Here is a 26771-nt window from a genome sequence, read left to right as displayed (position 1 = left end):
TAGGAAAAACAACCAACAGCCTAGTTTTGCACATGAATAACTACTTATAATTAGATTACCCTTACATTTTTACCCCGGGACCAGACAAGATGCCTAAAGCCAGTGAAATAAAAAGAAATGCCGCAGTCGACATTAACGGTGAAGCCTATATTATTCGCGATATAGAGCGTTCGGTACCGCAGGGCCGTGCCGGCGGCAGTCTCTATCGCATGCGTATGTACAATGTGTCTACCAACCACAAGATAGATGAAACCTTTAAAGATTCAGACATATTGACTCTGGCGGACCTTATTCGACGCGCTGTCACTTTTTCATACTCTGACGGTGATGAGTATGTATTTATGGACAGCGAAGATTACAGTTCATACAGCCTGAACAAAGAGTCCATCGAGGATGAACTGCAGTTCATTACTGATGACTCCCAGGGACTGCATGTTGTGATCGTCAACGACGCACCGGTTGCCTTGGATCTGCCCGGAGTTGTTGAGCTTGAGATCATCGAAACAGACCCATCGATCAAAGGTGGTTCAGCCACAGCCCGGACTAAGCCAGCCAAACTGTCTACCGGACTGATGATTCAGGTACCCGAGCACATATCCACCGGTGACCGCGTCAAAGTCAATGTAGAAGATCGTAAGTTTACCGGCCGCGCCTGATCAATATCGTATAAACAAAAAAACCGCCTATTTAGGCGGTTTTTTTATTCTAGCAAGCAGCGCTCTGACTACCCTGAACCATTCTCAACCGTCAAGCTTCTGCGCAGTCGCAAATTATCGCCTATCTGGAGCTCAGGCTGATCTGCCTGCAAAACCACCAGCTCTCCATCAACAAAGTCTTGCTCCATACCCAACATAATAGCCGAACCATTATCCAGATGAAGAACCAGCAAAGAGTCATAGTTAAGTGCTTCAGAGGGAATATTCAGATCGGGAGCAACAATATCGATCAATTCGCGCTGCGAATAAATATCGATAGACTCCAGTCGGGCGGCAACGGGTAAACTAATCCAGCTACATTGATCCGGACTGGGTACGATAGCCTCAACCATCTGAACAGCTAAACTGCCAACGGTAAAACCATCTTTAAACTGATGCCGGGCAACACTGACCTCGATCCATTGCTCATCACCCAACCGAAAACGCAACCAACAGGCCCGGTTGATATCCTGGCCCAGACAGGTATGCAGACCGCCCGCCCAGATCTCATCCAACCGCAGATCAAACAGTTGAGAAAGAGATTCCTGTGCATCAGAGTCCAGATGGAACACTTTCAAACGAACCGTATCGGGCATAGGGCGTCTCCTTTCAGTCGACAGAGCGGAAAGCTTCCGCTTTCGTGGCTCGAAAAAGCGTAACACAATCAGTAATTTACTGTTTTAGTTTTTTCCTGCGAACATAGCAACAATACTAACCTTAGGCCGCAGGCTCTTGATCTCCTAGCCACTAGCAGGCGCGCAGCGCCGTTCTAGCAAGCGACGCAGTCGCGTCTAGCTACTTATATTATCTCCGGAAGCTGCCAGTCAATCGGGCTTCGGCCTTTAGCCGAGAGATAACCATTCGCCTGACTGAAATGCTTACAGCCAAAGAACCCTCGGTAAGCAGCCAAGGGGGATGGATGAACAGACTCAAGTACAAGATGCCGGTGAAGATCTATCTTTGCGCCTTTTTTCTGGGCATAGCTTCCCCAGAGCATAAAAACGACATTCTCGCACTGTTCATTTACGGTGGCGATGACCTGATCGGTAAACGCCTCCCAGCCTTGTTTCTGATGAGAAGCGGCTTTAGAGTCTTCAACCGTGAGCACAGCGTTTAGTAGCAATACGCCCTGTTGGGCCCAGCTTTCAAGATAACCATGAGTGGCACGGGGAATTCCCAGATCTGTTTCCAGCTCTTTGTAGATATTCACCAGTGAGGGGGGCGTTTTGATACCTGGACGCACGGAAAAACTCAATCCATGAGCCTGATCCGGCTGATGGTAGGGGTCTTGTCCGATAATCACCACTTTCACCTGGTCCAGAGGTGTAACCTCCAAAGCGTAAAACCAGCTCTCTGATGCAGGATAAATAGTTTTACCCGCTAATCGCTCCCGCTGCAGGAACGCTTGCAGCTTCTGCATATAAGGCGCATCAAATTCAGGGGCCAGCCATGGCTGCCAACTCGGTGCGTTTTCCAACACTATCAGTTAATTCTCATACTCTTAACTCTTTATATTAATTATCGCCACAGTCTCTAATCTTAGGCTTACTCTTTCCTAACCACACATCACGAGTGAGTGTTTTGCCATAGATAAAGGAGTAATAGCGTACTTTACCCGGTGCATGAGAAATGACGCCGGAAATCAGAATAACCAGAATATAGATCCAGGCTTGAGGATGGGCAAACCAATAAATCCCGGCAGCCAGTAGCAATAGTTTGAACAGCACCAGCTGACCCCGCAACTGATACAGCCAGATAGAGTCAACATAGAGTTCTTTGGCCACCATCAAGACACCACTGCCCACTCCCACAATCAAATAGGGAAACCATACCGATTGTGGCTGATTAAACAGATAGGCCCCAGCAAGCCCTGCAATGCCCACCAGATGCACAGAGCGCAGAATAATACTGATCCAGCGTTTTCCGGGTAAATGTCGTTTCTGCTGCGGTATTAACCAACTCATAGAGACTTTCCTGAAGACAAAAAAGGGCTACCCGGAGGCAGCCCTTAGATTAGCTTGTTCTGTTCAAGGGCGCATTAGCCTCTTGGACGCATCGCCGGAAATAAAATCACATCACGAATTGACGGAGAATCGGTAAACAACATCACCAAACGGTCGATACCGATACCCTCACCCGCAGTCGGCGGCAGACCGTATTCCAGCGCGTTGATGTAATCCGCGTCATAATGCATCGCCTCGTCATCACCGGCATCCTTCTCAGCTACCTGGTCTTTGAAACGCTGATCCTGATCTTCGGAGTCATTCAACTCGGAGAAACCATTCGCCAGTTCACGACCTGCAACGAAGAATTCGAAACGGTCCGTTACAAACGGGTTAGCATCACTACGACGGGCCAGCGGTGAAACCTCGGTAGGGTATTCAGTGATGAACGTCGGTTGATGCAAACGATGCTCAACAGTTTTTTCGAAGATCTCGATCTGAACCTTACCCAGACCCCATCCATCTTTCACATCGATATCCATACGTTCAGCTATCTGGCGGGCAGCATGGTCATCTGCCAGTGCTTCAGCAGTAATATCGTCGTTATATTGTAAGATAGAATCAAAGACACTCAGGCGAGTGAACGGCTTCTCCAGATCGTACTCAAAGGTTTCCAGCACTTCGCCTGCATCATTACGAACAGTATTGATAATGGTGGTGCTACCCATTACATCCTGTGCGACAGTCCGCAGCATATCTTCAGTCAGGTCCATCAGATCCTTGTAATCTGCATAGGCCTGATAGAATTCAATCATTGTAAATTCTGGATTATGGCGTGTAGAAAGGCCTTCATTACGGAAACTACGATTGATCTCAAAGACACGATCAAAGCCACCCACAACCAGGCGTTTCAGATACAGCTCCGGCGCGATGCGCAAAAACATATCCCGGTCCAGTGCATTGTGGTGAGTGATAAATGGACGCGCCGTAGCACCGCCCGGAATCACCTGCAGCATTGGCGTTTCAACTTCCATAAAACGACGCTCAGACAGGTAGTTGCGGATGCCAGATACAATCTTAGAACGCATCTGAAACACTGTACGTGAGTCTTCATTCATAATCAGATCAACGTAACGCTGGCGGTAACGGGTCTCTGTATCCTGCAGGCCTTTATGTTTATCAGGCAGCGGACGCAGACTCTTAGTCAGCAGTTCATACTCACCCAAATCAACGTACAGATCACCCTTACCTGACTTATGCAGGATACCGGTTACACCGATGATATCGCCCAGGTCCAGTGACTTAGCGAATGGACGGGCTTCTTTATTCACATAAAACTGAATCCGACCCGACATATCCTGAATAACACCAAAGGCGCCACGGTTCAGCATGACACGACCGGCAATGCTCACGGTGATCTCTGCTTCAGCTAACTCTTCCTTGGTTTTATCGCCATACTGATCCTGCAGATCCTGAGCATAGCTATCACGACGGAATTTGTTTGGAAAAGCATTACCCGCTTCCCGCAAGCCGTTAAGTTTTTCACGACGCTCCGCAATCAGGCGGTTTTCATCTAGCTGAGTGTTATCAGACATTTTCTGTGGAACCTTTAATGGTTAAATCTTTAATTCTCGGAGATCTGGTCACTTTTACATTAACCAAATCAGATATTTATTACGTTACAACCAAATCTTTAAGCGTTACGAGCGAAGATAGAACAAGGCAAAAATTGGTGAAGAAGCGGAGCTTAGTTTACTAAGTGAGCATTCTGAACCAACTTTTAACGCCGTAATATCGAGCGCAGTAGCTTAAAGGCCTGCTTTGAGACTGGCTTCGATAAACTGATCCAGATCGCCATCCAACACCTTATCGCAGTTACTGCTCTGCACACCGGTACGCAGGTCTTTAATCCGCTGATCATCCAATACATAAGAGCGGATCTGGCTGCCCCAACCGATATCGGCTTTATTATCTTCCTGTTCCTGCGCGGCTTCGGAGCGCTTCAGCATCTCCAGCTCATAAAGCTTCGCCCGCAGCTGCTTCATACAGGTATCTTTGTTCTGGTGCTGAGAGCGCTGACTCTGACTCTGTACTACCACACCGGAAGGTTCATGGGTGATACGTACGGCTGATTCGGTCCGGTTAACGTGCTGACCACCAGCACCGGATGCGCGGTATACATCAACTCGCAGATCCGCCGGGTTAATGTCGATCTCAATATTGTCGTCGATCTCTGGGGACACAAACACCGAGGAGAACGAGGTATGACGGCGACCACCGGAATCAAACGGCGATTTACGTACCAGACGATGAACACCGGTCTCGGTTCGTAACCAACCAAACGCATAAGCACCCTGGAAACTAATAGTAGCAGACTTAATACCTGCCACATCGCCAGCGGAACATTCCAACAGTTCAGTTTTGAAGCCTTTATCTTCTCCCCAGCGCAAATACATACGCAACATCATCTCAGCCCAATCCTGAGCTTCAGTACCACCGGAGCCGGACTGAATGTCCAGGAAGGCATTGTTGCCGTCCGCTTCACCGGAAAACATACGGCGAAATTCCAACTGATTCAGTAGCTCTTCAAGGCCGCCAACTTCAGCACGCACTTCCTCGACGGTATCCTCATCATCCTCTTCAACGGCCATATCCAGCAGGTCACGGGCATCGCCAACACCGGCGGTCAGATCATCGATGGTTTTTACCACGCCTTCCAGCATAGCTCGCTCTTTACCTAAGGCCTGAGCACGCTCAGGTTCGCTCCAGATAGCCGGATCTTCCAGTTCCCGGGTAACCTCTTCCAAACGCTCCTGCTTCTCTGGGTATTCCAGGTAGGTACGCAAAACTTCCGTACGTTCGGAGATATCTTTCAGGCTGTTGGTGATCGGATTGATTTCCATCGTGTTCGCTTAACTCTCTGCTTCTAGGTACCAGTAACTAAGATGAATCCGTAAAATGAACCGGTAAAGGAAAATGGGCGTTTAAAAAAGCAGCACATTTTACCCGATTCACCTGCCTCTGTGTATCAAAAGCACTGAAAAAACTCGACTTTCACCCCCTTTATCAGCAAGAATTGAAGCTAACGAAGGGAACCGCGAGATAACTGACACAAAATGCATACTCTGCTGATCCTATGCTGCTCATCTCTGGCGTTACTATCCTCGCCCGTTCTCGCCGCCACCGAAAGTGGCAGCCCATACACCGGTAGCTTTATCGGCATCACCTGCGTCATTATTTTCCTAATCAGCTATCTGTTTGTTCTCGGTGAGGAATTCTTTCACCTGCGTAAATCCAAGCCGGTAATTGTTGCGGCCGGCCTGATCTGGTTATTAGTTGGGCTCGCCTTTACGCTCGATGGAGACACCCAAACCGCCGCCCAGGCATTTCGCCACAACCTACTGGATTATGCTGAGCTATTCTTCTTCCTGCTGGCGGCGATGTCATTTATCACAACTCTGGAAGAGCGCCTGGTATTTGCGGCTTTAAGGGCATGGCTCATAGCCCGTGAACTTACTCTGATTCAGATATACTGGGCTACCGGCCTGATGGCTTTCTTTCTCTCTCCCATCGCCGATAACCTATCTACCGCTCTTTTAATGGGTGCCGTAGTGATGGCCGTAGGCCACAATAACGTTAAATTCGTAACCGTAGGTTGTATCAATGTTGTTGTCGCAGCCAATGCTGGCGGAGCCTTCAGCCCGTTTGGCGACATAACAACACTGATGGTCTGGCAAAAAGGGATGATCACTTTTAGTGGTTTTTTCAACCTCTTTATCCCCTCTCTGATCAACTGGTTGGTACCTGCCTGCATAATGTGCATGGCTATTGAGCGGGTTAAACCCCTGCCGGATAGGCGCGGTCAGTCTCGTCATATGAAGCCCGGCGCCATACCCATTTTAATTCTCTTTCTTCTGACTATTTTACTGGCAATCAGCAGCCACGGCTTGCTGCATCTACCGCCGGTACTAGGCATGATGACAGGGCTTGGTGTCCTCAAACTGTATGGCTATTACCTAAGCCGATTTGAAACCGACCTCCGCGATACCGGGCATATCCATAACCATCACTCAGAAAACCTGGCAGACATCAGTAAGATGAAAGGCGATCATACCGATGTCATTAGACGCTTCGACATATTCAAGGTGGTAGAACGCTCCTCCTGGGATACGCTGATGTTCTTTTACGGTGTGGTCATGGCAGTAGGAGGGCTTTCAACTCTGGGATATCTGACACTGCTGTCTGATCTGGTTTACAACAACCTGGGACCAACCCTGTCGAACAGCCTGATCGGTTTACTGTCGGCACTGGTGGATAATATTCCTGTGATGTTCGCCGTACTAACAATGCAGCCTGACATGTCAATGAACCAGTGGCTATTAGTCACGCTGACTGCGGGGGTTGGCGGGTCATTACTATCCATCGGATCTGCAGCGGGAATCGCGCTAATGGGACAGGCACAGGGAGTTTATACTTTTTACAGCCACCTGAAATGGAGCTGGGCGATCGGGCTGGGGTACATTCTCAGTATCGCAGCCCACCTATGGATCAACGGTAGTTGATCCGGTTCTAAATATTAAAGACCAAAGGACGTCAAAACCTGCGGCACCCAACGTTCAACCCGCTCTGCTGTCAGATCACTTTGACTGTCTTCATCCAGCGCCAAACCAACAAAATGACTCTGATCTTCGATGAGAGCCTTGGAGGCATCGAAGCGATAACCCTCGATAGGCCAATAGCCGGTCATAATAGCCCCCCGACTAACCAGTTTATCATGCAGGGCTCCCATGGCATCCAGGAACCATTCTCCATAGCCTACCTGATCACCCAGCCCAAACAGAGCACAGTTAACACCGCTAAAATCGATCTCATCCAACTCAGCCCAAACATCTGACCAGTCTTCCTGCAGCTCACCATAATCCCAGGTTGGCATACCCAAAATCAGATAACTGTAATCTGAAATCGCTTCCAACCCATCGTTTGCCAGTTCTCGTAACTCAACCCGTTCCATACCAATCCGGGTAGCTATCAGCTCAGCGCAGCTCTCGGTATTACCGGTAGTCGAACCGTAAAAAAGACCTATTTCCTTACTCATCAAAACTCACTTAGTGGTTGAACCAGAAAAACAAAATTATGTTTTAGGGGCAAATACATCAAAAGAATCATTTGCCAACTGCTCAACAGATTCGCAAGCACTGTTCAACGCTTTCATATTATTGTCATTCGCCTCTTTTAGAGACTCTTCCAACTGTTTAGCGTAATCCCGCTGAAGCTTTACCAGCTCTTCAGGAGAGTTACACTCCTGCATCTGGCGGGTTTGCGCTACAGTTGCGTCAATGCAGGCTTTAGTACAGGCCATCTGTTGGCGTGTCAGCTCTTCCAGCATCTTCGTTTGAATATTCACCAGCTCTTTAAATGGCCCCATAGACTGGCTTAGGGCTTTAGACATATCTTGAAACATATATGCACCTTACTTCCCAATACAGATAACAGAATACCCGATGATTTGGGAAGGTTCGAACAAGTCTCATGCGCCTCTGGCTTTAAAGAGAAGTTGGAGATCGAGGCAACAATTACAGACATACTAGCTGTACGTCGAAAATTGTTAACACTGATATCCGACTTCTCTAAAAGCCCCGAAGGGCGGGCACTATAACGGCCATTTGCTTTGCCAGACCGCTTAAAAAGGTCCAGACATTTCGCTGCGCTGTCTTGCGCGCATCTGACCGTTCTATTACCCGCAGAGAAGACATTGGACTTATTCGCACCTTCCTTTATTTGATCTGTCTTGGGGATAGTTTACGATGAATCGCTATAAGGCCACAAACCCGGAGAGCCCAAAATGCGACTTTTACATACAATGCTCAGAGTCACAGACCTTCAGAAGTCGATATCTTTTTATACTGACATTCTGGAAATGAAGCTATTACGCCGTAAAGACTTCCCCGATGGGAAGTTTACCCTGGCTTTTCTTGGCTACGGTCCTGAGTCAGAAACAACCGTACTGGAACTCACTCATAACTGGGAAACAACTGACTATGATATGGGCAACGCCTACGGCCATATCGCCATCGAAGTTGAAGATGTATATGCCGCCTGTGAAAAAATCAAGTCACATGGAGGCCTGGTTGTTCGCGAACCCGGCCCGATGATGCATGGTTCAACCATTCTGGCTTTTGTCCGCGATCCGGACGGCTATATGATCGAGCTTTTGGGAAATTAAGCAAAACCCTGTATTTTTAAGATTGATCCTGTAGAATACGCCCAACATTAGATCTTGCTAATTAAGCAATTAAGTGATCTGCGCCAAGAGTCCCGGTCAAAAACTTCTGTTTTGTCCCTATCAAGACAGCAAAGTGGGCCGCTATAATAGGCGCCAAATTTTTATTTTAAATTATACGGGCGCATCTCGATGGGTAAGAAACTACTACTGGCCGCCACCGGTCTGCTACTGACTCTCAACACAGCCTCTGCATTTTCAGCTAGTCTGGCAAAAGGCATCAAAGCCTTTGAAGCACAAGATTACAGCACAGCGATGTCTGAACTGGAGCCGCTGATTGGTGAAAACAATTTAGACGCCATGAATATGGTTGGTCAGATGCACGAATTCGGCTGGGGCGTTGACGCTGATATCGAGAAAGCTCTAAGCCTATACAATCGCTGTGGCGATCAGGGCCATCTGGGGTGTGTAAACAGCCGTCGTACGTATAAAGACAAAGCGTATAAAGTCGAGCTGAAAACAGTTGAACCCGCTGCAGAATCCGGGGACGCGGCCTCGCAAAACCGCTTAGGCGAGATGTATGAATTTGGTTATGGCGTCAGCCGCGATACCTCTGCTGCACTAAACTGGTATTTGATGGCGGCCGATCAGGGGCTGGTAGTAGCTCAACATAACCTGGGACGAGCTTATAACTTTGGTTCCGGTGTTCAGCAGGACTTTTCTCAAGCTGAGAAATGGTACCGTAAAGCAGCTGAGCAGGGACATATGGATGCAATGTTCTTTCTGGGAGCTATGTATTCCAACAGTCACGGCTCCGATGCCGGCCAACAGACAAATATCACCGCATACGCTTGGCTGCAAAATGCGCTGGAGCTGGGTAACCCAACCGCCAGAGCTATTCAATCAAGAATTGTCATGAAACTGTCTGATGCAGAGCTGGAACAAGCTAAGTTATTAGCAGCGGACTACCAGAGCAAATATGTAACGCCATTCAAGTAAACGGCGCTGACAATTAGAAAAGCCGGGCTAAGTGTCCGGTTTTTTTATACCTGCGTCTAACTCCATTTCTTATCGAAGAGTGCTATAGTGGCGAACTTTTAACCAGCTGTCTGCCTGATACCTCCATGAATCAAAGTGAAACCCTGCCCCTCACGGCACGATTTAACCGTTTGCGTAACCTGTCACTGGCACTGCTGCTATTGGTCACTGGGTCTCTCTATCTGATCCAGGAACATGATAGTCACCAGGCGCTGCTACTCATCCTTGGCGCAGCCCTCGGGCTTTCCCTGTTTCATGCATCCTTTGGTTTTACCTCAGCCTGGCGCAACCTGATAGTCAATCGTCGTGGACGAGGCATACGGGCTCAGATGCTGATGCTGGCAGTCGCCGTTTGCCTTTTTTTTCCGGCACTTTCCAGCGGCACCCTGCTGGGCAATGACGTTGCAGGTTACACTCGCCCATTAGGCTGGTCTGTAGTATTCGGAGCCTTTATCTTCGGCATCGGCATGCAGCTAGGCAATGGTTGCGCTTCTGGCAATCTCTATCATGTAGGCGGCGGACAGATTAGAGCGATTCCCAGCATGATCGGTTTTATGGTTGGTGGTTTGTGGGCCAGTGCTGACTACGAATGGTGGACTACTCTGCCCCAGTTTGCACCGGTAGCTATGATTGAATCACTGGGTACTGGCTTAGCCATTGCGGTTAATTTAGCAATTTTTGCAGCCATCGCCGGCGCATCTATCTGGCTGGAAAAACGCCACCACGGTACGATTGAACAGGATCTACGCCAGCAACGCTTTAACCTGAAAAACCTACTTCAGGGCCCCTGGCCATTTATCTGGGGCGGCGTGGTATTGGCGCTGCTCAACTTTATCGTACTGGCTGAAACAGGTCGCCCCTGGTCTGTTGCAGTTGCTTACCCCCTTTGGGGCGCTAAAGCCTATCTCTGGCTGGAAGAGACCTTCACGCTGGGGTTAGATTTAGAATTAGATTTCTGGGCATACTGGCTTCAGCCCGGCCGGGAAGAAGCGCTTATGGAACCGCTGCTAAGCGATACCGTATCAGTGATGAATATGGGTATTATTCTGGGCGCTTTCCTGGCCGCTACATTGGCCGGAAGATTTAGCTGGCAATGGCAAATACCGGCTGTTCAGTGGTTCGCTGCGACGCTGGGCGGAGTGATGCTGGGCTACGGCGCAACTATCTCTTTTGGCTGTAACATCGGCGCCTATTTTGGTGGTATAGTCTCCGGCAGTTTGCATGGCTGGCTATGGCTGATGGCGGCCTTTGCCGGAAGCCTCTTAGGAACCCGACTTCGCCCCCTGTTCAACCTGCCGAATTAATCAAGCTAAACCTATACGTTAAACCGATGCATCTGGACAAAGCCAGATGCTAAATCTGAAGCCAGAGACAGAAACAAACAAGATGAATAGAGCTTTTCCGGAATTTGAAGGTGAACTGCAACAGCCTAGCCTGCTACGCCGTTTTGCAGCGATGATCTACGACGCATTTCTGGTTGCTGCCATCTGGATGTGCACCGGTTTTGCCGCCGTCGGCCTGAACAACGGAAATGTTGTTGATGGCCCGCTGTTTCAATCCGTTCTATTCCTCCTGACATTCGGCTTCTTCGCCTACTTTTGGGTACGCTTGGGACAAACGCTGGGGATGCAAGCCTGGAAACTCCGAGTACAAACCATAGACGGCAAACATATCAGCCTGCGTCAGGCCCTTATCCGCTTTATGACCGCAATCCTATCATTCGCCTGCTTCGGCCTGGGCTTCTTCTGGATGCTCTTCTCAGCCAACAAAGCCACCTGGCACGACAGCTTTTCTGAGACGCAGATTGTCTTGCTCGAAAAGAAGAAGTAAAAAGCACCCATCGGAGCTAATAAAAAGCTTATCGCTTCGAAATATATAAGAACGTCGCTACGCGACGGCTAGACGCTAGAACGCTTCGCTTGCTAGAAAAAGCATTCAGGAAGGCGTCAATCTGTTATAGCTTTTTCTTTTGATCTTAGCTTTTTCTAGCTCCTAGCAAGCGACGCAGTCGCGTCTAGCAGGAAGCAAAGCTTCCGTTCTAGCCACTCTCGCGTTCTTTGCGAGCTATCCCGCCCGTTTAATAAGCCATCCGCCTAAAAACATGCAGATCAGAATGGGGACTAGTGCCGACCAGACCGGAGCTACTTGATAGAGCGAACTCAGCGGAGCGAGAATATCCTGGCTGATTTTGAACACCATCCCCACGATCACCCCGGTAATAATCCGCTGCCCCGTAGAAACACTGCGCAATGAACCGAAGATAAAAGATACGGCCACTAATACCAGCCCGATAATGGCTAAGGGCTGAAACACTTTGCGCCAGAAGCTTTGCATAAAGCGATCATTATCTAGCTCCTGTTCCGCCAGATACTGACTGTAATTAAACAGCTCACTGGTCGACATCTCTTTCGGTTTGACCATCAGAACTTTCAAGCGCTGCGGGTTCAGCTCTATCTCCCAGATCTGAGTGCCGTATACCGTCGTCTGGGTACGTTCTTCCAGAAAACGGGTTTCTGTCACGTTTTTTAATTCCCAGGCACCGTTCTGATAACGGCCACTCTCTGCGTAACTGCTATAGGAGAGACTGCTATCCGGCGCCAAACCAAAGCGGGTAATCCCTCGGGTCTCACCCTTAGGCGTCACAACATTGATATGAATATACTCACCGCTCTCACGATGCCAAACGCCGGTACGGGCCGAAACAGTTCCCCGGTTAAGGTGTTGCGCCCGAATACTCTCAGAAAGGGCCCCCGCGTATGGCGCGATATATTCACCGATAACCAATGCCAGTAACGAAAGCACGATAACCGGCTTTAGAACCATCCGTACCAGTTGCCAAACAGAGAGACCCGCGGCCCGCATAACAGTCAACTCACTGCCGCTGGCTAATCCACCCAAACCGATCAGACAACCCACCAGGCAACCCAAAGGCAGAAATTCATAGAAAGCTGCGGGCATATTCAGGGCTGAATAGCCCAGCATCACCAAGGTGGTATAGCGCTCATTAAGTTCGGGTAACTCTTCGATCACCCGAAACATAAAGTCCAGGCCGACAACGATCACCATCACCACCAGAATGCTGAGCAGAACCTGCTTACCAATGTATCGATCCAGTTTAAGCAGCATGTTCAGGCCTCCGTCGACGCAGCAAGCGTGTCAAACGCCCCTGAAAGAACAGCATGCCCATCGCAATGCCGAAGAACATCAAATGTACCAACCAGAGCAATACTACATGGCCACCATCTTTCTCAAGATAGTTACGCACGTTGGTCAATAACAACAGATAGACCATATACAATAAAATCGAAGGTATCAGCTTGGCATAACGTCCCTGACGAGGATTCGTTTTACTCAGCGGCACCGCCAACAGCGCGACAATCAGTGTCAATACAGGCAGTGACAAACGCCAATGAAGCTGGGCACGCTCGGCATTATCACCATCCACTAAGGCTTCCGTTGGGATAGAGTATAGTTCGTTAACCGGCTGTACTTTCTCTTGCTCGGGTAACCGGATGCCATACTCCTGAAACTGGATCTGGCGATAATCAGCCTCACCAGGATTACCTTCATAACGATAACCGTTATCCAATACAAGGTAACGGACCCCGGTGTCTGGATTAGTATAACTACGCCCCTTTTCAGCCACGACCATGACCGCTTGTTCCCGATCACCTTTCTTAATTTTTTCGGTGATAAAAACACCCTTCATCGTACCGCTGTTACTATCTAAGTGTTCAATATAAGTCACCCGATCACCCCGGGACATCGCCTGAAAGCGCCCTTCAGTGATCAGATCAAACTCCCCGACATTGCGCTGCTTCTGCAACATGATCTCAGTTTGATTTGCACCATATGGGGATAAAAACAGGCTCATCGACGCCACCAGTAAGGCGGTGATGAGAGCCGGCCCAAGGGTATACATAGTCAGGCGTTTCTGGCTCATACCGGTCGCCTGAAGCACCACCATCTCACTCTCAAGATATAAACGCCCATAGGCCAACAGAATACCCAGAAACAAGCCCAGCGGAAGAATCAATTCAAGAAAGCCTGGAAGACGAAACAGCAGATAATAGAACACCGCTTTCATCGGAATTTCACCGGCGGCTGCTATACTCAGATAACTAATAAAACGACCACTCATAATAATCAGCAACAGTACTGTCGTAACCGCGATCATGCTGATCAGAACTTCTTTGGCCAGGTAGCGAAAGATAATCAAACTGCCGTATCCTGTGTAATTAACGGTAAAGAATTCTCTCTGATACCGAAAACGGGGTTTTGTTTCTGTGACATTAGGATAAAATCCGGGAATACATTTAAAACCGACGCAACACTCTAGGCTGAATCGGTGCGTCATTATCTTATAAACCAGGCACGATGTCTCGTGTGGAGAAAGCATGGAATTTGAAATAGTTACCGGTTCGGTTGAATCTCTGGAAACTGACTGTTTAATCGTTGGCGTTGCACCTGATGGTGAGCTGGCTCCGTCTGCAGATCTGATCGATAAAGCATCTGCTGGTTATCTGAAAGATGTTGTGGGTGACCATCAGGGTAAAGCTGGACAAGCTTTATTGCTTCACAAAGTTCCAGGCATCAGTGCCGCTCGTGTTCTGCTGGTTGGTATCGGTAAAGCCGATGAGCGCAGCGATCGCAATCAACTGAAAATCATCAAGAGCATCATGTCTAACCTGAAATCGATCCGCTGCGAATCAGCCGTGATCGCACTGGACGGACTGGAAAGCGCTGATAAAGATCTCTATCGTCAGCTGCGTCACAACACTGAATGGGCCAGCGCAGAGCTGTATGAATACGACGCGACTAAGAGCAAGAAAGCCGAGCCGCTGAGCTTGGAAAGCATCGGTTTTCTCCTCAGTAAAGATGACGCCGAACTGGGCGAATTTTCTATCAGCGACGGTTCAGCTATCGCGAACGGAGTCGATACTGCCCGCGAACTGGGCAACCTGCCGGGTAATGTCTGCACCCCATCCTATCTTGCAGAACAAGCTCTGGCACTGGCTGAAGACTGTGAAGAGCTCACAATCACGATTCTTGAAGAAGACGAGATGGAACAGCTAGGCATGCATTCACTGCTGTCTGTGGGTAAAGGCAGCTCTGAGCCTTCCAAACTGATCGTCATGGAATACAAAGGTGGCGAGCCCGATCAACCGCCCCATGTACTGGTTGGCAAAGGCATCACCTTTGATACCGGCGGTATCAGCCTGAAGCCAGGCGGCAAGATGGATGAGATGAAGTTTGATATGTGCGGTGCTGCTAGCGTAATCGGCACTATGGAAGCACTGACACAACTAGATCTCGAAATGAACGTTGTCGCTATTGTCGCCGCTGCTGAGAACATGCCTGCGGGCAACGCTTCCAAGCCGGGTGATATTGTCACCACCATGTCTGGCCAGACGGTTGAAATTCTCAACACCGATGCCGAGGGCCGCTTGGTTCTGTGTGACGCACTCACCTACGCCGAGCGCTTTGAACCTGCAACCGTCGTTGACGTTGCCACCCTTACTGGTGCCTGCATCGTCGCGCTGGGACATCAGGCAACAGGCCTTCTGTCAAATGACGACCTGCTAGCCGATGACCTGCTAGCCGCCGGTGAATTCTCAGGTGACAAAGCCTGGCGTCTGCCGCTTTGGGATGAGTATCAGGAACAGCTGGACAGTAACTTTGCCGACATCGCGAATATCGGCGGACCTGCAGGCGGCACCATCACTGCAGCGTGTTTCCTGTCGCGCTTTACTAAGAAATTCCGTTGGGCACACCTGGATATCGCCGGCGTTGCCTGGAACAGTGCAGGTAAAGCCAAAGGCGCAACCGGACGTTGCGTTCCACTGCTGTGTCAGCATTTGCTAGCACAGGTTGATGATCTGGCTGACGACGAGCAAATCTAAATAAAACAGGGCCACTGAGTCAGGTAAATGAATGTGTCAGAGCAAGGCACTTTTTTGAAAAATCGTAACCTACGTACAGTAAGTGAACATTTTGAGAAAAATATAACGCCCCACTGACGCATTCAAACCCTGACCGGAATTACACAATATGAGCCAAGCTGATTTCTATGTTCTTCCTGATGCCGAACCGGAAAGCCGTACCGCTTTCCTCTGTCGACTGGCGGATAAAGTATTAGGCCACGGCCTAAACGTCTATATTCACGTCACCAGCGAGCACGAAGCAGAACGTCTGGACCAGCTACTCTGGGATTACCGGGCCGATGCTTTTATTCCCCACGGTCTGCTCAACAGTAAACCTGACGCACCGGTGCAGATAGGCTGGGGCGATCAACTCCCCCAACACCGTGATGTCTACATCAACCTGGCACTGGACGCTTCAGAGGAAACCCTGAAGTTCGATAGAATCCTCGAAATCGTCATCCAACAGCCCGATATCCTCGCCGCCACCCGGAAAAACTTCGCGCTATTCAAAAGCAACGGAGTAACGCCCAAGATGCATGATATGAGGCCGAAGGCCTCATAAGTCGCTAGACGTCACTTCGTGACTTGTTAGACGCGGCTTCGCCGCTTGCTAGTAGCTAGCAAAAACAAAAGCGTTCAAGGTTCGATTGATTTAATAAGCGCTGCCAGCATTTTCTGGATTTCATCCAGCTCCATCCGCCAAGAATTTCCTCTTTCATTATGAATGTAGCCGATTCTCTGACCTATATAGACCTGTGTTTTCAACTCAGCTAAAGAGCCTTTCGCATAATAAAGAAATTGTCGTTTCTCCTTTTTCGACCCTCGTTCAAAGCCTTCGGCAATATTACTCGGAACCGATAAACCGCTCCGCGTTATCTGATCCCTGAACCCAAAATCCCTGCAGCGAGACAAAGTCGTGTATACATCGCAACTCATCCGACATGCACGCTTCCAAACATCCAAATCCTCATAGCTCATAACAAATCCTTTTGTAGTTTCTGGGAGTTAGTCTAGTTCAAAAAAACACGTAGTTCACAATGGGGAAAAAGTTGCTAGAACGTCGCTGCGCGACTCGCTAGACGCGGCTTCGCCGCTGACTAGTAGCTAGAAAAACATTTCAGTTCAGCAGCACAAATGCTCTTCTCTTTTTCTAGCAAGTGTGAAGCACGTCTAACCACTAGCAAGGAGCGAAGCGACGTTCTAACAACGGCTCTTTCACTAGCAAGCGACGCAGTCGCGTCTAACCACTAGCAAGTGCGGAGCACGTCTAGCTACTTAAGTACCCGGCGGGTATAATGACCGACTATTTTTTGCCCTAATTCAAGCGTTGAGAGCACGGTTATTTAATGGATACCACTTACCAGCCACACGAGATCGAGAAATCCTGGTACAAAACCTGGGAAGATAACGGTTACTTCGCCCCGTCCGGCGAAGGCGATGCCTACAGCATCATGATCCCGCCGCCGAATGTCACCGGCAGCCTGCATATGGGTCATGCTTTCCAACATACTATTATGGATGCCCTGACCCGCTACCATCGCATGAAGGGTAAAAACACCCTGTGGCAAGTGGGTACCGATCACGCCGGTATCGCCACGCAGATGGTAGTCGAGCGTAAGCTCGCCGCTGAAGAACAGAAAACCCGTCACGATCTTGGCCGTGAAGCCTTTATCGAGAAAATCTGGGAATGGAAAGGCGAGTCCGGCGGCATGATCACCAATCAGATGCGCCGCCTGGGCGACTCTGTTGACTGGCCAACCGAACGTTTCACTATGGATTCCGGTTTCTACACCGCCGTACAGGAAGTGTTTATCCGTCTGTATGACGAAGGCCTGATCTACCGTGGCAAACGTCTGGTGAACTGGGACCCTAAGCTGCACACCGCGATCTCTGATCTGGAAGTAGAGAACCGCGATGTTAAAGGCAAGATGTGGTATCTGCGTTATGCACTGGCCGATGGTGTTAAAACCGCTGCCGGTGACGATTATCTGGTGGTGGGTACTACCCGTCCGGAAACCCTGCTGGGTGATACCGGCGTCGCGGTTAACGCTGAAGATGATCGTTATAAAGATCTGATCGGTAAAGAGATCATCTTACCGCTGGTTGGCCGTCGCATTCCGATTGTTGCCGATGAACACGCCGACATGGAAAAAGGTTCCGGTTGTGTGAAAATCACGCCGGCCCACGACTTCAACGATAATGAAGTGGGTAAACGCTGCAAGCTGCCAATGATCAACATTCTGACCCTCAACGGCGATATCCGTCATGAGGCAGAAACCTTCAACACCGATGGCAGCGAAAATCACGACCTGGACAAAACCCTGCCGGAGAAATACCAGGGCATGGAGCGGTTCGCCGCCCGTAAGGCAATTGTTGCCGATATGGAAGAAGCCGGTCTGCTGGTTAAGATCGAAGAAAACGATATGACTATCCCCTACGGCGACCGTGGTGGTGTAGTTATCGAACCGATGCTCACCGATCAGTGGTTTGCCGATGCCAAGACACTGTCTGGCCCGGCGATTGAAGCGGTTGAAAATGGCGACATCAAGTTCGTACCTAAGCAGTACGAAAACATGTTCTTCGCCTGGATGCGCGACATTCAGGACTGGTGTATCTCCCGTCAACTGTGGTGGGGACACCGGATTCCGGCGTTCTACGACAACGAAGGCAATGTCTACGTTGCTAAAGATGCCGCCTCTGCCCGTGAAAAATACAACCTGGATCTGGAAACCGAGCTACGTCAGGACGATGACGTGCTGGATACTTGGTTCAGCTCTGGCCTGTGGACCTTTGGTACCCTGGGCTGGCCGGAAAACACCGAGCGTCTGCAGACGTTCCACCCGACCGATGTACTGGTTACCGGTTTCGATATCATTTTCTTCTGGGTTGCCCGGATGATGATGATGACCATGCACCTGATCAAAGATGAAAACGACAAGCCACAGGTACCGTTCAAAACCGTTTACGTCACCGGTCTGATCCGTGATGAGAACGGCGATAAAATGTCCAAGTCTAAGGGTAACGTACTCGACCCACTGGATATGATCGACGGTATCGGCCTGCCGGAACTGCTGGAAAAGCGTACCGGCAACATGATGCAGCCCCAGCAGGCTGAGAAGATCGGCAAGCGTACCGAGAAGCAGTTCCCGGAAGGCATCGCCGCCCATGGTACCGACGCCCTGCGTTTCACCCTGGCAGCACTGGCCTCTACCGGCCGTGATATCAACTGGGATGTGAAGCGACTGGAAGGTTACCGTAACTTCTGTAACAAGATCTGGAACGCTGCCCGTTACGTGCAGATGAATACCGAAGGCGAAGACTGCGGTCAACTCTCTGTAAGCGGAGAAGACAGCGAGGTTGAGCTATCCCTGGCAGATCGTTGGATCGCCAGCGAGCTGCAGAAAGTCGAAGCTGAAGTAACAAAGCATCTGGATGAATACCGTTTCGACCTGGCCTCACAGTGTCTCTACGACTTCATCTGGAACGAGTACTGTGGTTGGTACCTTGAGCTATCTAAGCCTGTCCTGTGGGACGACAATGCATCCTATGCAGCCAAGCGCGGTACCCGCCGCACACTGGTACGTGCACTGGAAGTGATACTACGTCTGACCCACCCAATCATGCCGTACATCACCGAAGAGATCTGGCAGTCCATCAAGCAAGAAGCTGGCGTCGAAGGTGACACCATCATGCTGCAACCCTTCCCGGTTGCCGATGAAGCCAAGCACGATGCCACCGCCGAAGCCGATATCAACTGGCTGAAAGGCGTCATTACCGGTATACGTAACATCCGTGGTGAGATGGGTATCTCTCCAGCGAAAGAGCTGGATATCCTGATTCAGAACGGCAGCGCCGACGATAAGACTCGTCTGGAAGCTAACCAGGCATTCCTGGCTAAGCTGGCGTCTCTGGCATCCGTTACCTGGCTGAACCCAGGCGACGAAGCCCCTATGTCCGCCGTACAGCTGGTTGGCGATATGCAGGTACTGGTACCGATGGCTGGCCTGATCGACAAAGATGCTGAGCTGGCCCGTCTGAAGAAAGAGATGGATAAGCTACAGAAAGAAGCCGGTCGTCTGGAAGGCAAGCTGAACAACGCCAAGTTTGTTGCTAATGCACCTGAAGCGGTCGTTGCTAAAGAGCGAGAGAAGCTGGGTGAATTCAAAGCGCAGCTGGGGCAACTGACTGAGCAGTCAGCCAAGATAGAGGCGCTTTAGCAACAACAGTTGCTCGAACGCCGCTTCGCGACTTGCTCGTAGTTCGTCGCTCGAAAAAACAAAAAGCCCGGCAGTGATGCCGGGCTTTTTTGTATTTGATAGATATTAGGTTAGCCCCAACCATTCCAGTCGCTTAATCTGGCTCGTCCGTCTTTGGCGGTACAAACATAAAGAGAGTCAGTGTAAGTAAGCTAACACCGCCTACTATATAGCCCATACGCAGCAGGCTTATACCTTCCATATCGTGCGCTTGAAAGAATAAGAACACAGCCAGGCCCAGTGCTACAACGGCCGAAAATATTTTCATACATAATCTCATGTGTAATTGATGCTAGACGAAGAAGTTAAACTACCATCAGTTGCGACTTTCCGCCAATCGCGGCTCGCAGAAAACGCGAGAGTGGCTCGAACGTCGCTTCGCAGCTCGCATAAAACGCGAGAGTAGTTCGAACGTCGCTTCGCGGCTCGCATAAAACGCGAGAGTTGTTCGAACGTCGCTTCGCGACTTGCTCGTAGTTCGTCGCTCGAATAAACAAAAACCCGGCAGTGATACTCAGCTTTTTCTCTGTGAACTCAGTGTCCTCTGTGGTGAACATTTTTACTTGATGTATGGCTTTACCACTGAGAACACAGAGTGCACCGAGGGAGTAACAGGGACGGACTGGTTTTATACAAAAGATGAATTAGTCTTATTTATTCTTTAAGAAATAAATCTCACCCACTTTTTCTTACAGCCCCTAACCGAGAATGAGCGCTCGTTCTAGCAACTTTTTTTATCTTTTGATAAGAATTACTCAATCGATCTCTGCCCATCAAGCCAGTAACCTATCGGCTTTGTTTTAAGCGATAGCGAGTCTTTCAGTGTCTAACGATATCAACCAGATTACCCAACAGATCGAAACCTACTTTGACGGTATCGAGCAGCAGATTTTCAGCGGTGAGCAATTCGCTCAATGGCGCGGCTCGTTTGAAGTAAAGAAGGTCTATATCAAGAAAGAAAACGCTGATATCAAGTGCGATCTGGATGTCCGTTTACAGCACTGGCCTGAAGGCGTTGTGGTTAAAATCTACAAGCATAAAGCACTGGCGGTGCTGCCCAGCGTAAACGATGCAAACATCGCCCGTGAACACCTGAAGCAGGAACCCCTGCCAAGCAAGTTCTGGAAAGATACGTTTTACTTCTCCCACCGCACCGACCTAGACGATGCTCGTTATGTATTGCGCGAAGGTAATGAGATGACAGATGTCGACACTGGGACTTGTCTGGCGATGTTGAAGGAATTTATTGAGGATAGTGAGGCTCTTTAAAGACCACCGACAGAAAACGCGAGAGCGGCGTTCGAGCAACGGATTTTCCTAGCAAGCGACGCAGTCGCGTCTAACCACTAGCAGGAAACGCAGTTTCCGTTCTAGCCACTCACGTTTTTATATCTTCCCTGTGCTCATCCAGCCAACGCATCAATTTCTCCATGTGCTGGTGCATTTGGGATATTTCCCCGTCTTCCCAGCTCTCGAAGATGTGTGAAATATCAGGCAGTAGAGAGCCGATAATTTCATCGCAGAGCTTTAGCCCTTGCGGGGTTATTTTCAAATGCCGTCGGCGCTTATCCTCTTTATCAGAGCCAGACTCCAACAGCTTCTTATCTAAAAGCACCGTGACGACTTTGGTGATGCCGGGCTGATTCATCTCCATCACGCCCGCCAGATCAGTCACTGTCCAGCTCCTAGTAGGATTGTGGGTGAAGTGGTTCAGCACGCCAAATTGAGATGGATTTAACGACACATTGGCAAATAGTTTGGCTTCGCGGGTGGCCATTAACTGGCGAACAATACCCAGCTGCACCATGAGCCCGACTTCCGTTTGTTCTCTTGCGTTCATGCGCATCTCTCCAACCAATAAAGCTGCATCTTAAAAGCACCCATAAAAAGCAACTCAAATAATATTCCAAAGAATACTCTTTACATTCCCGGGAATCAAACTATTATACATTCCATGGAATATATATTCCTTTTCTAACTTACAGAAGGAAGAGCGTAATGAACCGTCGAAACTTTATTAAGATTACTGGCCTGGGTATCGGAACGGCCGCCTTAGGCAGCACAATCGTAGGTTGCAGTGACGTCACCCCCACCGACCACTTTGGCTGGAACGGGCCCGATCCAGCAGAGCAGGATATCCGCTTCAAGGTGTTAGCCTATGCCATCCTCTGCCCTAACCCCCACAACAAACAACCCTGGATTATCAACTTAACAGGCTCACATAGCTTCGATCTTTACGTTGACCCTGAGCGTTTACTGCCCGCCACTGACCCGTTTTACCGGCAGATACATATCGGCCAGGGAACCTTTCTGGAAACCCTGGCTATTGCCGCCAGCGGGCTTGGTCATGAAGCCAAAATTGATTACTTTCCACAGGGTATGTACAGCAATACGGAGCTACTCAAGAAACCCATTGCCTCTATCGAACTGATTGAACGGCCAGAGATCACTCCCGACCCACTATTCGCTCAGCTGTTAACCCGACATTCCAATAAGCGGGAGTATGACAACCGCCGCCTGACCCCATCAGAAACCGAGACATTACAAAGCTTTCACGGCAAGGATAACAATCACCCCCTGAGCATCGTCAGCTCTGCCGAAGCCAAGCAGCATTTCGAGCAGATACTCACCGAGGCGATGCAGATCGAGGTGGGTGATAAAGGGCGCGATTTTGAAACCATCGAGATGTTTCGCTTCAATCAGGATGAGGTAAAACAACATCGCGACGGATTCGGGCTATCACAGGCAGGGCTTAGCGGGGTAAAAAAGTTTATCGTCGAAAATTTCATGCTTTCGCGGGAGAGTACTGAAAAAGACCCAACGACCTTCGGTGAACAGGCCGTGACGATGACCCAGAAAGCAGCCGCGTCCACCGCCAGTTTCGCCTGGATTACCACCTCAGGAAACAGCCGACTTGACCAGGTAAAAGTTGGCCGCGACTACTGCCGTATCAACCTGAAGACCACAGCGATGGGGCTCGCACAGCACCCAATGAGCCAAGTCTTGCAGGAATACCCTCAAATGCTGCCACTACAGGCCAAATTCAAAAAGACCTTCGGTATAGATGCAGGCGACACTGTGCAGATGTTGTTCCGCTTAGGCAGAGCTGAAGCGACACCCCATGGGCCAAGACGGCTTATCACTCAAATAATAAGTAGCTAGAAAAAGTAAAGAGACTGCAGAACTGCCGACGCTATTTCGAGCGACGGCTTTTATCTAGTAAGCAACGCAGTCGCGTCTAGTCACTCTCAACTAGCGAATCAGCTTTATAAAAAAGAAAGGAAGCTTTCGCCTCCTTTCTTTTTATACCTACTTGCAAGCCTAGCCTGTCAGCAGCCCGCTTTTTTATACAGAATCAGCTCTGATTTGGGTGAGGCGTATTCGCTGTAGAAGGCGGCAACTGAGGCAAAGTGAAATTGGGCTGATCGCCGGTCAGGGATTTCAGGAAACTAACGATCTGGGCGATCTCCTGCTCTTGAAGCTGCTTACCCAACTGTAGCTCAGCCATCACGCCGACCGCTTCTTCCAAATTCCAGACGGCACCATCATGGAAGTAAGGATAAGTTAGTTCAACATTTCGTAGTGTCGGCACTTTGAAATTGAACCTGTCAATCTCTTTACCGGTCACCGCCGATCGGCCTGCAGCCTTACTGGTTGTTTTATACGGTTTTACCAAGCCCATTTTCTGGAACGAGTTTCCACCTACCGCCTGGCCATTATGGCAGGCAGTACAACCCACTGACGTGAACAACGCGTAGCCCGCCTGCGCATCAGCAGAGATGGCGTCCTTATCCCCTTGCAGATATTTGTCAAAAGGAGAATTTGGCGTGACTAGTGTCTCTTCAAAGGCAGCAATCGCTTCAGTTACTTGATCGATTCCGATCTGTTCAGTTTTGAACACTTCTTTGAAAGTCTGTTTATAACCGGGAATAGTCTCCAGTACTTCGACGGCTAGCTGATGGCTGAATCCCATCTCTCCCGGATTCGCAATCGGCCCACCTGCCTGCTCCTGCAGATCTTTAGCTCGCCCATCCCAAAACTGCGCCACATTCAGGCTACTGTTCAATACGGTCGGTGCATTGATTGGCCCCAGCGTCCAGTTATGGCCGATAGAGGTTGGCATATTGTCACTGCCTCCCATACTAAGGTTGTGACATGAATTACATGAGATAAAGCCTGACTTTGACAGTCGTGGATCAAAGAACAACTGTTTGCCCAGCTCAGCTTTAGCCGGGTCTGTAGGTTGATAAGCGGCAATCGGCTGAATTGGTTCTACTGCACTGCTTGAGAATGAAACTATCAGACCAATTAAGGCCAGACTGGATAGTCGTTTCATGGTATAAATCTCCTTGTGAGCCCGCACGGTGGCGCTGTATTCTCCGCAGCCAGCAAGTTGAGAAGAATACTGAGTCATCTGTGGGTTCCTCTGTTAGCGACTGAATTATCGCGTAAGTCAAAATAACTGCCGAGCTAGTCGACGTTGACCACAGTAAGCCTTACACCGCAGGGCTGATCTGACTTGGATCAACGATATTGATTAGCTTTGACTATGCCGTTAATAGCCTTCCCCTATACCCCTACTTTTAATACCAGTATTAAGATACATACCAGCTGGAAACTAAATCGTCGCACCTAAGACTAACCCCTATATATGTTACAAATACCTAGATAACACCTCTGTCTTTAGCTTTTGCTAGCAAGCGACGCAGTCGCATCTAGCCACTAGCAGGAAACGAAGTTTCCGTTCTAGGCACTCTATCCAATTGCAGTCTCAAAGCCCCAAGCCTGAAGCCCTGATACTGATATTCCATGGTGTGGGTGCCAGCCCGGAATCGCTGCAGTCGTTGGGCGAGTATCTGCATCAACTCAACCCGGGGTTTGAGATTCAGATTCCGGCAGGTTTTTCCCCTTCCACCATCTCTGCTGTGGGGTTTCAGTGGTTTGATATGGTCGGCGTGACCGAAGCGAACCGGCCCGGGAGAATACAGCAGGCGATGCCTGCATTTGATCAGCTGATTAAGGAACAAGCAGAGTCGGCTGGGGTTCCACTCGACAAGGTGGTGTTACTGGGCTTTTCACAATGCACGATTATGTCCCTGGAATGGCTGAAACAGTGCAGTGTGTCTGTTGCCGGTATTATCGGCATCGCCGGCCGCTTTGCAGAGTTGCCACTACAAACACCTGGCTGCCCTATCCCCGTTTGCCTGATTCATGGCGATGCGGATCAGGTGATCAATGCGACCCAGTCACAACAGAGCCACCAGCGTTTATCCGAGCTGGGAATCAACATCGAACTGCACCTGATGCCAGATACCCCACACACAATAACCCAGGCGATGTATCCGCTAGTGACAGATTTCATCCAAAAGGTTATCTAACGAGCTTTTTTGCTTTTCCGAGCCACGAACAACGAGCAAGTCGCGCAGCGACGTTCGAGCTACGGCCCTTAATCTATAATCAGCCCATACTTGGGCAGCAGGTCTCTAATCACATAATTCCGGTGATAGGCCGCAGCACAGTAAAACTTAAAGATATCGGTATCGATCGCCTGGTTGCTACGGGTATGGTTTGCTTTCAGATCTTCCCACTGGCTTTTCCAGTGGTTGTGGTGGTATTCAGGAATAGGCGCCGTAATGCCGAACGCACCGGAGCGGGCAGCTTTTTGCCAGGCATCGATCCGGCCCTGCTTTCCAGCCTCGGTTTTCAGAATAGTCTCGACACTGCTTTGAATGTATTCGAACGACTTGCCGCTGCCTCCTCTTCCGGTATCTCGCTCAACTCTGGCCTTCACATAGGCGAATATCTGGTGCAGCTTTTTACAGCCATCAAGAAAAGTGGCAGAGTTATTCCGTACCCCTGAGGCCTGATTCTCCCGTTCATAGTTGAACTGCCAGGTCAGAAAGGGCCGATCCGGATAGGTCGCTACGGGGCCATGCCCCAGTGCACCACCTAACTCTGCAACACTTGCCTGCACCATATCCAGCTTGCGACAAATCGCGTTATATAGTTTTTTAAACGGATTACCTTCTACACGGGCAGTTTCTTTCTCAAAAAACTTTTCAGCCTTGCCTTCAATATACTCTCTGATCGGCGCATCTATATCTCTCAGCTCAATACTGTTCTGGTCGACTTTATTGCCCTCTGAGCTTATACCGGAAAATCCATAATGGGAGAAAGTATCGGCGTACACATGTGCCGCGATTCCGACCAGATATAAACCGAAGGCTTTATCCACATGATCAGCATGATTCTGAATCATCTCCTGGGCTGGCAGGCTGTCTTTTACACAGCGTAGCCGTTCGCTGTATTCAACCCCTTCATTACCCGGCAAAAAGTGAAACGGAACCCATACCTTGCGCTGATCTTCGGGGTCAAACTGGCCCACATTTTTAATATCCACAGGGTGATGAGCGGTAGCTTCAGTATCGATACGAGCGCCATCATCAAACTCAACAAACTCCCCTGCCGCATTATCATCAACAAATTGAGCCGCATAGGCTATCAGATAACAATCTTCTTCTGATAAGCCCGCAGCCCGGGCCATCGCGTACGTTGCGTAGTAATGCATATCAGTCTGCATGCTGTCATCTTCCTTAATTCGATTTAAGTTAACGCGCTTTAATATGATCTGCCTGTTGATAAGTTGAAGACGTAGAGACCTCAGTCATAAAAAACTAAGTCATTTGGGTAAAGAC

Annotated in this window: 26 protein-coding genes; 12 read left to right on the top strand and 14 right to left on the bottom strand. The window is 49.5% G+C overall.

Going from position 1 to position 26771, the window contains the following annotated elements; genetic code table 11:
• The first annotated feature begins 89 nt into the window (after positions 1 to 89).
• Positions 90 to 656 carry an elongation factor P-like protein YeiP gene (gene yeiP / locus QZZ54_RS08335; RefSeq protein ID WP_290701474.1) on the top strand — a complete coding sequence of 189 codons (567 nt, stop codon included), beginning with the start codon at positions 90 to 92 and terminating at the stop codon, positions 654 to 656.
• A gap of 68 nt (positions 657 to 724) precedes the next feature.
• On the opposite strand, the gene QZZ54_RS08330 is transcribed toward yeiP, so the two are convergent.
• The 5 genes from QZZ54_RS08330 to prfB all read right to left on the bottom strand — a co-directional run bounded on the left by QZZ54_RS08330 (position 725) and on the right by prfB (position 5541).
• On the bottom strand, positions 725 to 1291 hold the full coding sequence (locus tag QZZ54_RS08330; protein ID WP_290701472.1) for a hypothetical protein: 567 nt from the start codon (positions 1289 to 1291) through the stop codon (positions 725 to 727).
• A gap of 203 nt (positions 1292 to 1494) precedes the next feature.
• The gene (gene ung, locus QZZ54_RS08325) at positions 1495 to 2178 is read right to left on the bottom strand and encodes a uracil-DNA glycosylase (protein WP_290701579.1); all 684 of its coding nucleotides are present in this window, start codon (positions 2176 to 2178) and stop codon (positions 1495 to 1497) included.
• 31 nt (positions 2179 to 2209) lie between these two features.
• Positions 2210 to 2659, bottom strand: coding sequence for a hypothetical protein (locus QZZ54_RS08320; protein ID WP_290701469.1), 450 nt, complete (start codon positions 2657 to 2659; stop codon positions 2210 to 2212).
• Between the two features lie 74 nt (positions 2660 to 2733).
• Positions 2734 to 4233 (bottom strand): lysine--tRNA ligase, encoded by a 1500-nt coding sequence (lysS, locus tag QZZ54_RS08315; RefSeq protein WP_290701466.1) that lies wholly within the window; start codon positions 4231 to 4233, stop codon positions 2734 to 2736.
• Positions 4234 to 4446: 213 nt separating this feature from the next.
• Positions 4447 to 5541: a peptide chain release factor 2 gene (gene prfB / locus QZZ54_RS08310; RefSeq protein ID WP_290701463.1), complete on the bottom strand. Its 1095-nt coding sequence runs from the start codon at positions 5539 to 5541 to the stop codon at positions 4447 to 4449.
• Between the two features lie 213 nt (positions 5542 to 5754).
• Between prfB and nhaD the strand changes: the two genes are divergently transcribed.
• Positions 5755 to 7200: a sodium:proton antiporter NhaD gene (nhaD, locus tag QZZ54_RS08305; protein WP_290701460.1), complete on the top strand. Its 1446-nt coding sequence runs from the start codon at positions 5755 to 5757 to the stop codon at positions 7198 to 7200.
• A gap of 14 nt (positions 7201 to 7214) precedes the next feature.
• Here the strand turns inward: nhaD and fldB are convergent, their stop codons facing one another.
• Together fldB and QZZ54_RS08295 are read right to left on the bottom strand one after the other, a co-directional pair.
• Entirely contained in the window at positions 7215 to 7733 is a 519-nt protein-coding gene (fldB, locus tag QZZ54_RS08300) for a flavodoxin FldB (RefSeq protein WP_290701457.1), read from the bottom strand.
• A gap of 36 nt (positions 7734 to 7769) precedes the next feature.
• The gene (locus QZZ54_RS08295; protein WP_290701455.1) at positions 7770 to 8099 is read right to left on the bottom strand and encodes a phasin family protein; all 330 of its coding nucleotides are present in this window, start codon (positions 8097 to 8099) and stop codon (positions 7770 to 7772) included.
• A gap of 381 nt (positions 8100 to 8480) precedes the next feature.
• On the opposite strand from QZZ54_RS08295, the gene gloA reads away from it, so the two are divergent.
• From gloA to QZZ54_RS08275, 4 genes are all read left to right on the top strand, one after another.
• A complete protein-coding gene (gene gloA / locus QZZ54_RS08290) occupies positions 8481 to 8861 on the top strand; it encodes a lactoylglutathione lyase (protein WP_290701453.1) in 381 nt (126 codons plus the stop codon).
• Positions 8862 to 9050: 189 nt separating this feature from the next.
• Entirely contained in the window at positions 9051 to 9857 is an 807-nt protein-coding gene (locus QZZ54_RS08285) for a tetratricopeptide repeat protein (protein WP_290701451.1), read from the top strand.
• 125 nt (positions 9858 to 9982) lie between these two features.
• The gene (locus tag QZZ54_RS08280) at positions 9983 to 11200 is read left to right on the top strand and encodes a YeeE/YedE family protein (protein WP_290701448.1); all 1218 of its coding nucleotides are present in this window, start codon (positions 9983 to 9985) and stop codon (positions 11198 to 11200) included.
• Between the two features lie 46 nt (positions 11201 to 11246).
• Positions 11247 to 11726, top strand: a complete 480-nt coding sequence (locus QZZ54_RS08275) for an RDD family protein (protein ID WP_290701446.1) — start codon at positions 11247 to 11249, stop codon at positions 11724 to 11726.
• A gap of 234 nt (positions 11727 to 11960) precedes the next feature.
• On the opposite strand, the gene lptG is transcribed toward QZZ54_RS08275, so the two are convergent.
• Together lptG and lptF are read right to left on the bottom strand one after the other, a co-directional pair.
• Entirely contained in the window at positions 11961 to 13022 is a 1062-nt protein-coding gene (gene lptG / locus QZZ54_RS08270; RefSeq protein ID WP_290701443.1) for an LPS export ABC transporter permease LptG, read from the bottom strand.
• A complete protein-coding gene (gene lptF, locus QZZ54_RS08265) occupies positions 13012 to 14115 on the bottom strand; it encodes an LPS export ABC transporter permease LptF (protein WP_290701440.1) in 1104 nt (367 codons plus the stop codon). The genes lptG and lptF overlap by 11 nt, the downstream gene beginning before the upstream one ends.
• Positions 14116 to 14293: 178 nt before the next feature.
• On the opposite strand from lptF, the gene QZZ54_RS08260 reads away from it, so the two are divergent.
• Together QZZ54_RS08260 and QZZ54_RS08255 are read left to right on the top strand one after the other, a co-directional pair.
• A complete protein-coding gene (locus QZZ54_RS08260; RefSeq protein ID WP_290701437.1) occupies positions 14294 to 15799 on the top strand; it encodes a leucyl aminopeptidase in 1506 nt (501 codons plus the stop codon).
• A 148-nt stretch (positions 15800 to 15947) separates the two neighbouring features.
• Complete coding sequence (locus tag QZZ54_RS08255) at positions 15948 to 16382, top strand: DNA polymerase III subunit chi (RefSeq protein WP_290701433.1); 435 nt, start codon at positions 15948 to 15950, stop codon at positions 16380 to 16382.
• Positions 16383 to 16456: 74 nt separating this feature from the next.
• Here the strand turns inward: QZZ54_RS08255 and QZZ54_RS08250 are convergent, their stop codons facing one another.
• Positions 16457 to 16798, bottom strand: a complete 342-nt coding sequence (locus QZZ54_RS08250; RefSeq protein ID WP_290701430.1) for a four helix bundle protein — start codon at positions 16796 to 16798, stop codon at positions 16457 to 16459.
• 368 nt (positions 16799 to 17166) lie between these two features.
• Between QZZ54_RS08250 and QZZ54_RS08245 the strand changes: the two genes are divergently transcribed.
• Positions 17167 to 20037, top strand: coding sequence for a valine--tRNA ligase (locus tag QZZ54_RS08245; RefSeq protein ID WP_290701427.1), 2871 nt, complete (start codon positions 17167 to 17169; stop codon positions 20035 to 20037).
• Between the two features lie 133 nt (positions 20038 to 20170).
• On the opposite strand, the gene QZZ54_RS08240 is transcribed toward QZZ54_RS08245, so the two are convergent.
• Positions 20171 to 20344 carry a hypothetical protein gene (locus QZZ54_RS08240; protein WP_290701424.1) on the bottom strand — a complete coding sequence of 58 codons (174 nt, stop codon included), beginning with the start codon at positions 20342 to 20344 and terminating at the stop codon, positions 20171 to 20173.
• A gap of 554 nt (positions 20345 to 20898) precedes the next feature.
• Between QZZ54_RS08240 and QZZ54_RS08235 the strand changes: the two genes are divergently transcribed.
• Complete coding sequence (locus QZZ54_RS08235; protein WP_290701421.1) at positions 20899 to 21345, top strand: hypothetical protein; 447 nt, start codon at positions 20899 to 20901, stop codon at positions 21343 to 21345.
• Positions 21346 to 21454: 109 nt separating this feature from the next.
• Here the strand turns inward: QZZ54_RS08235 and QZZ54_RS08230 are convergent, their stop codons facing one another.
• On the bottom strand, positions 21455 to 21916 hold the full coding sequence (locus tag QZZ54_RS08230; RefSeq protein ID WP_290701417.1) for a MarR family winged helix-turn-helix transcriptional regulator: 462 nt from the start codon (positions 21914 to 21916) through the stop codon (positions 21455 to 21457).
• Between the two features lie 158 nt (positions 21917 to 22074).
• Between QZZ54_RS08230 and QZZ54_RS08225 the strand changes: the two genes are divergently transcribed.
• Positions 22075 to 23238, top strand: coding sequence for a twin-arginine translocation pathway signal protein (locus QZZ54_RS08225; protein ID WP_290701414.1), 1164 nt, complete (start codon positions 22075 to 22077; stop codon positions 23236 to 23238).
• Between the two features lie 193 nt (positions 23239 to 23431).
• Here QZZ54_RS08225 and QZZ54_RS08220 read toward each other — a convergent pair whose 3' ends face one another.
• Positions 23432 to 24490, bottom strand: coding sequence for a cytochrome-c peroxidase (locus tag QZZ54_RS08220; protein ID WP_290701412.1), 1059 nt, complete (start codon positions 24488 to 24490; stop codon positions 23432 to 23434).
• A 349-nt stretch (positions 24491 to 24839) separates the two neighbouring features.
• Between QZZ54_RS08220 and QZZ54_RS08215 the strand changes: the two genes are divergently transcribed.
• Positions 24840 to 25454: a dienelactone hydrolase family protein gene (locus tag QZZ54_RS08215; protein WP_290701409.1), complete on the top strand. Its 615-nt coding sequence runs from the start codon at positions 24840 to 24842 to the stop codon at positions 25452 to 25454.
• A 68-nt stretch (positions 25455 to 25522) separates the two neighbouring features.
• Here the strand turns inward: QZZ54_RS08215 and QZZ54_RS08210 are convergent, their stop codons facing one another.
• Positions 25523 to 26656: a DUF6765 family protein gene (locus QZZ54_RS08210; RefSeq protein WP_290701406.1), complete on the bottom strand. Its 1134-nt coding sequence runs from the start codon at positions 26654 to 26656 to the stop codon at positions 25523 to 25525.
• Between the last annotated feature and the right edge of the window lie 115 nt (positions 26657 to 26771).

Origin of the sequence: Amphritea sp., from assembly GCF_016744155.1 — a bacterium.
Lineage (GTDB): Bacteria > Pseudomonadota > Gammaproteobacteria > Pseudomonadales > Balneatricaceae > Amphritea.
This window is presented reverse-complemented; position numbering and strand designations above follow the sequence as displayed.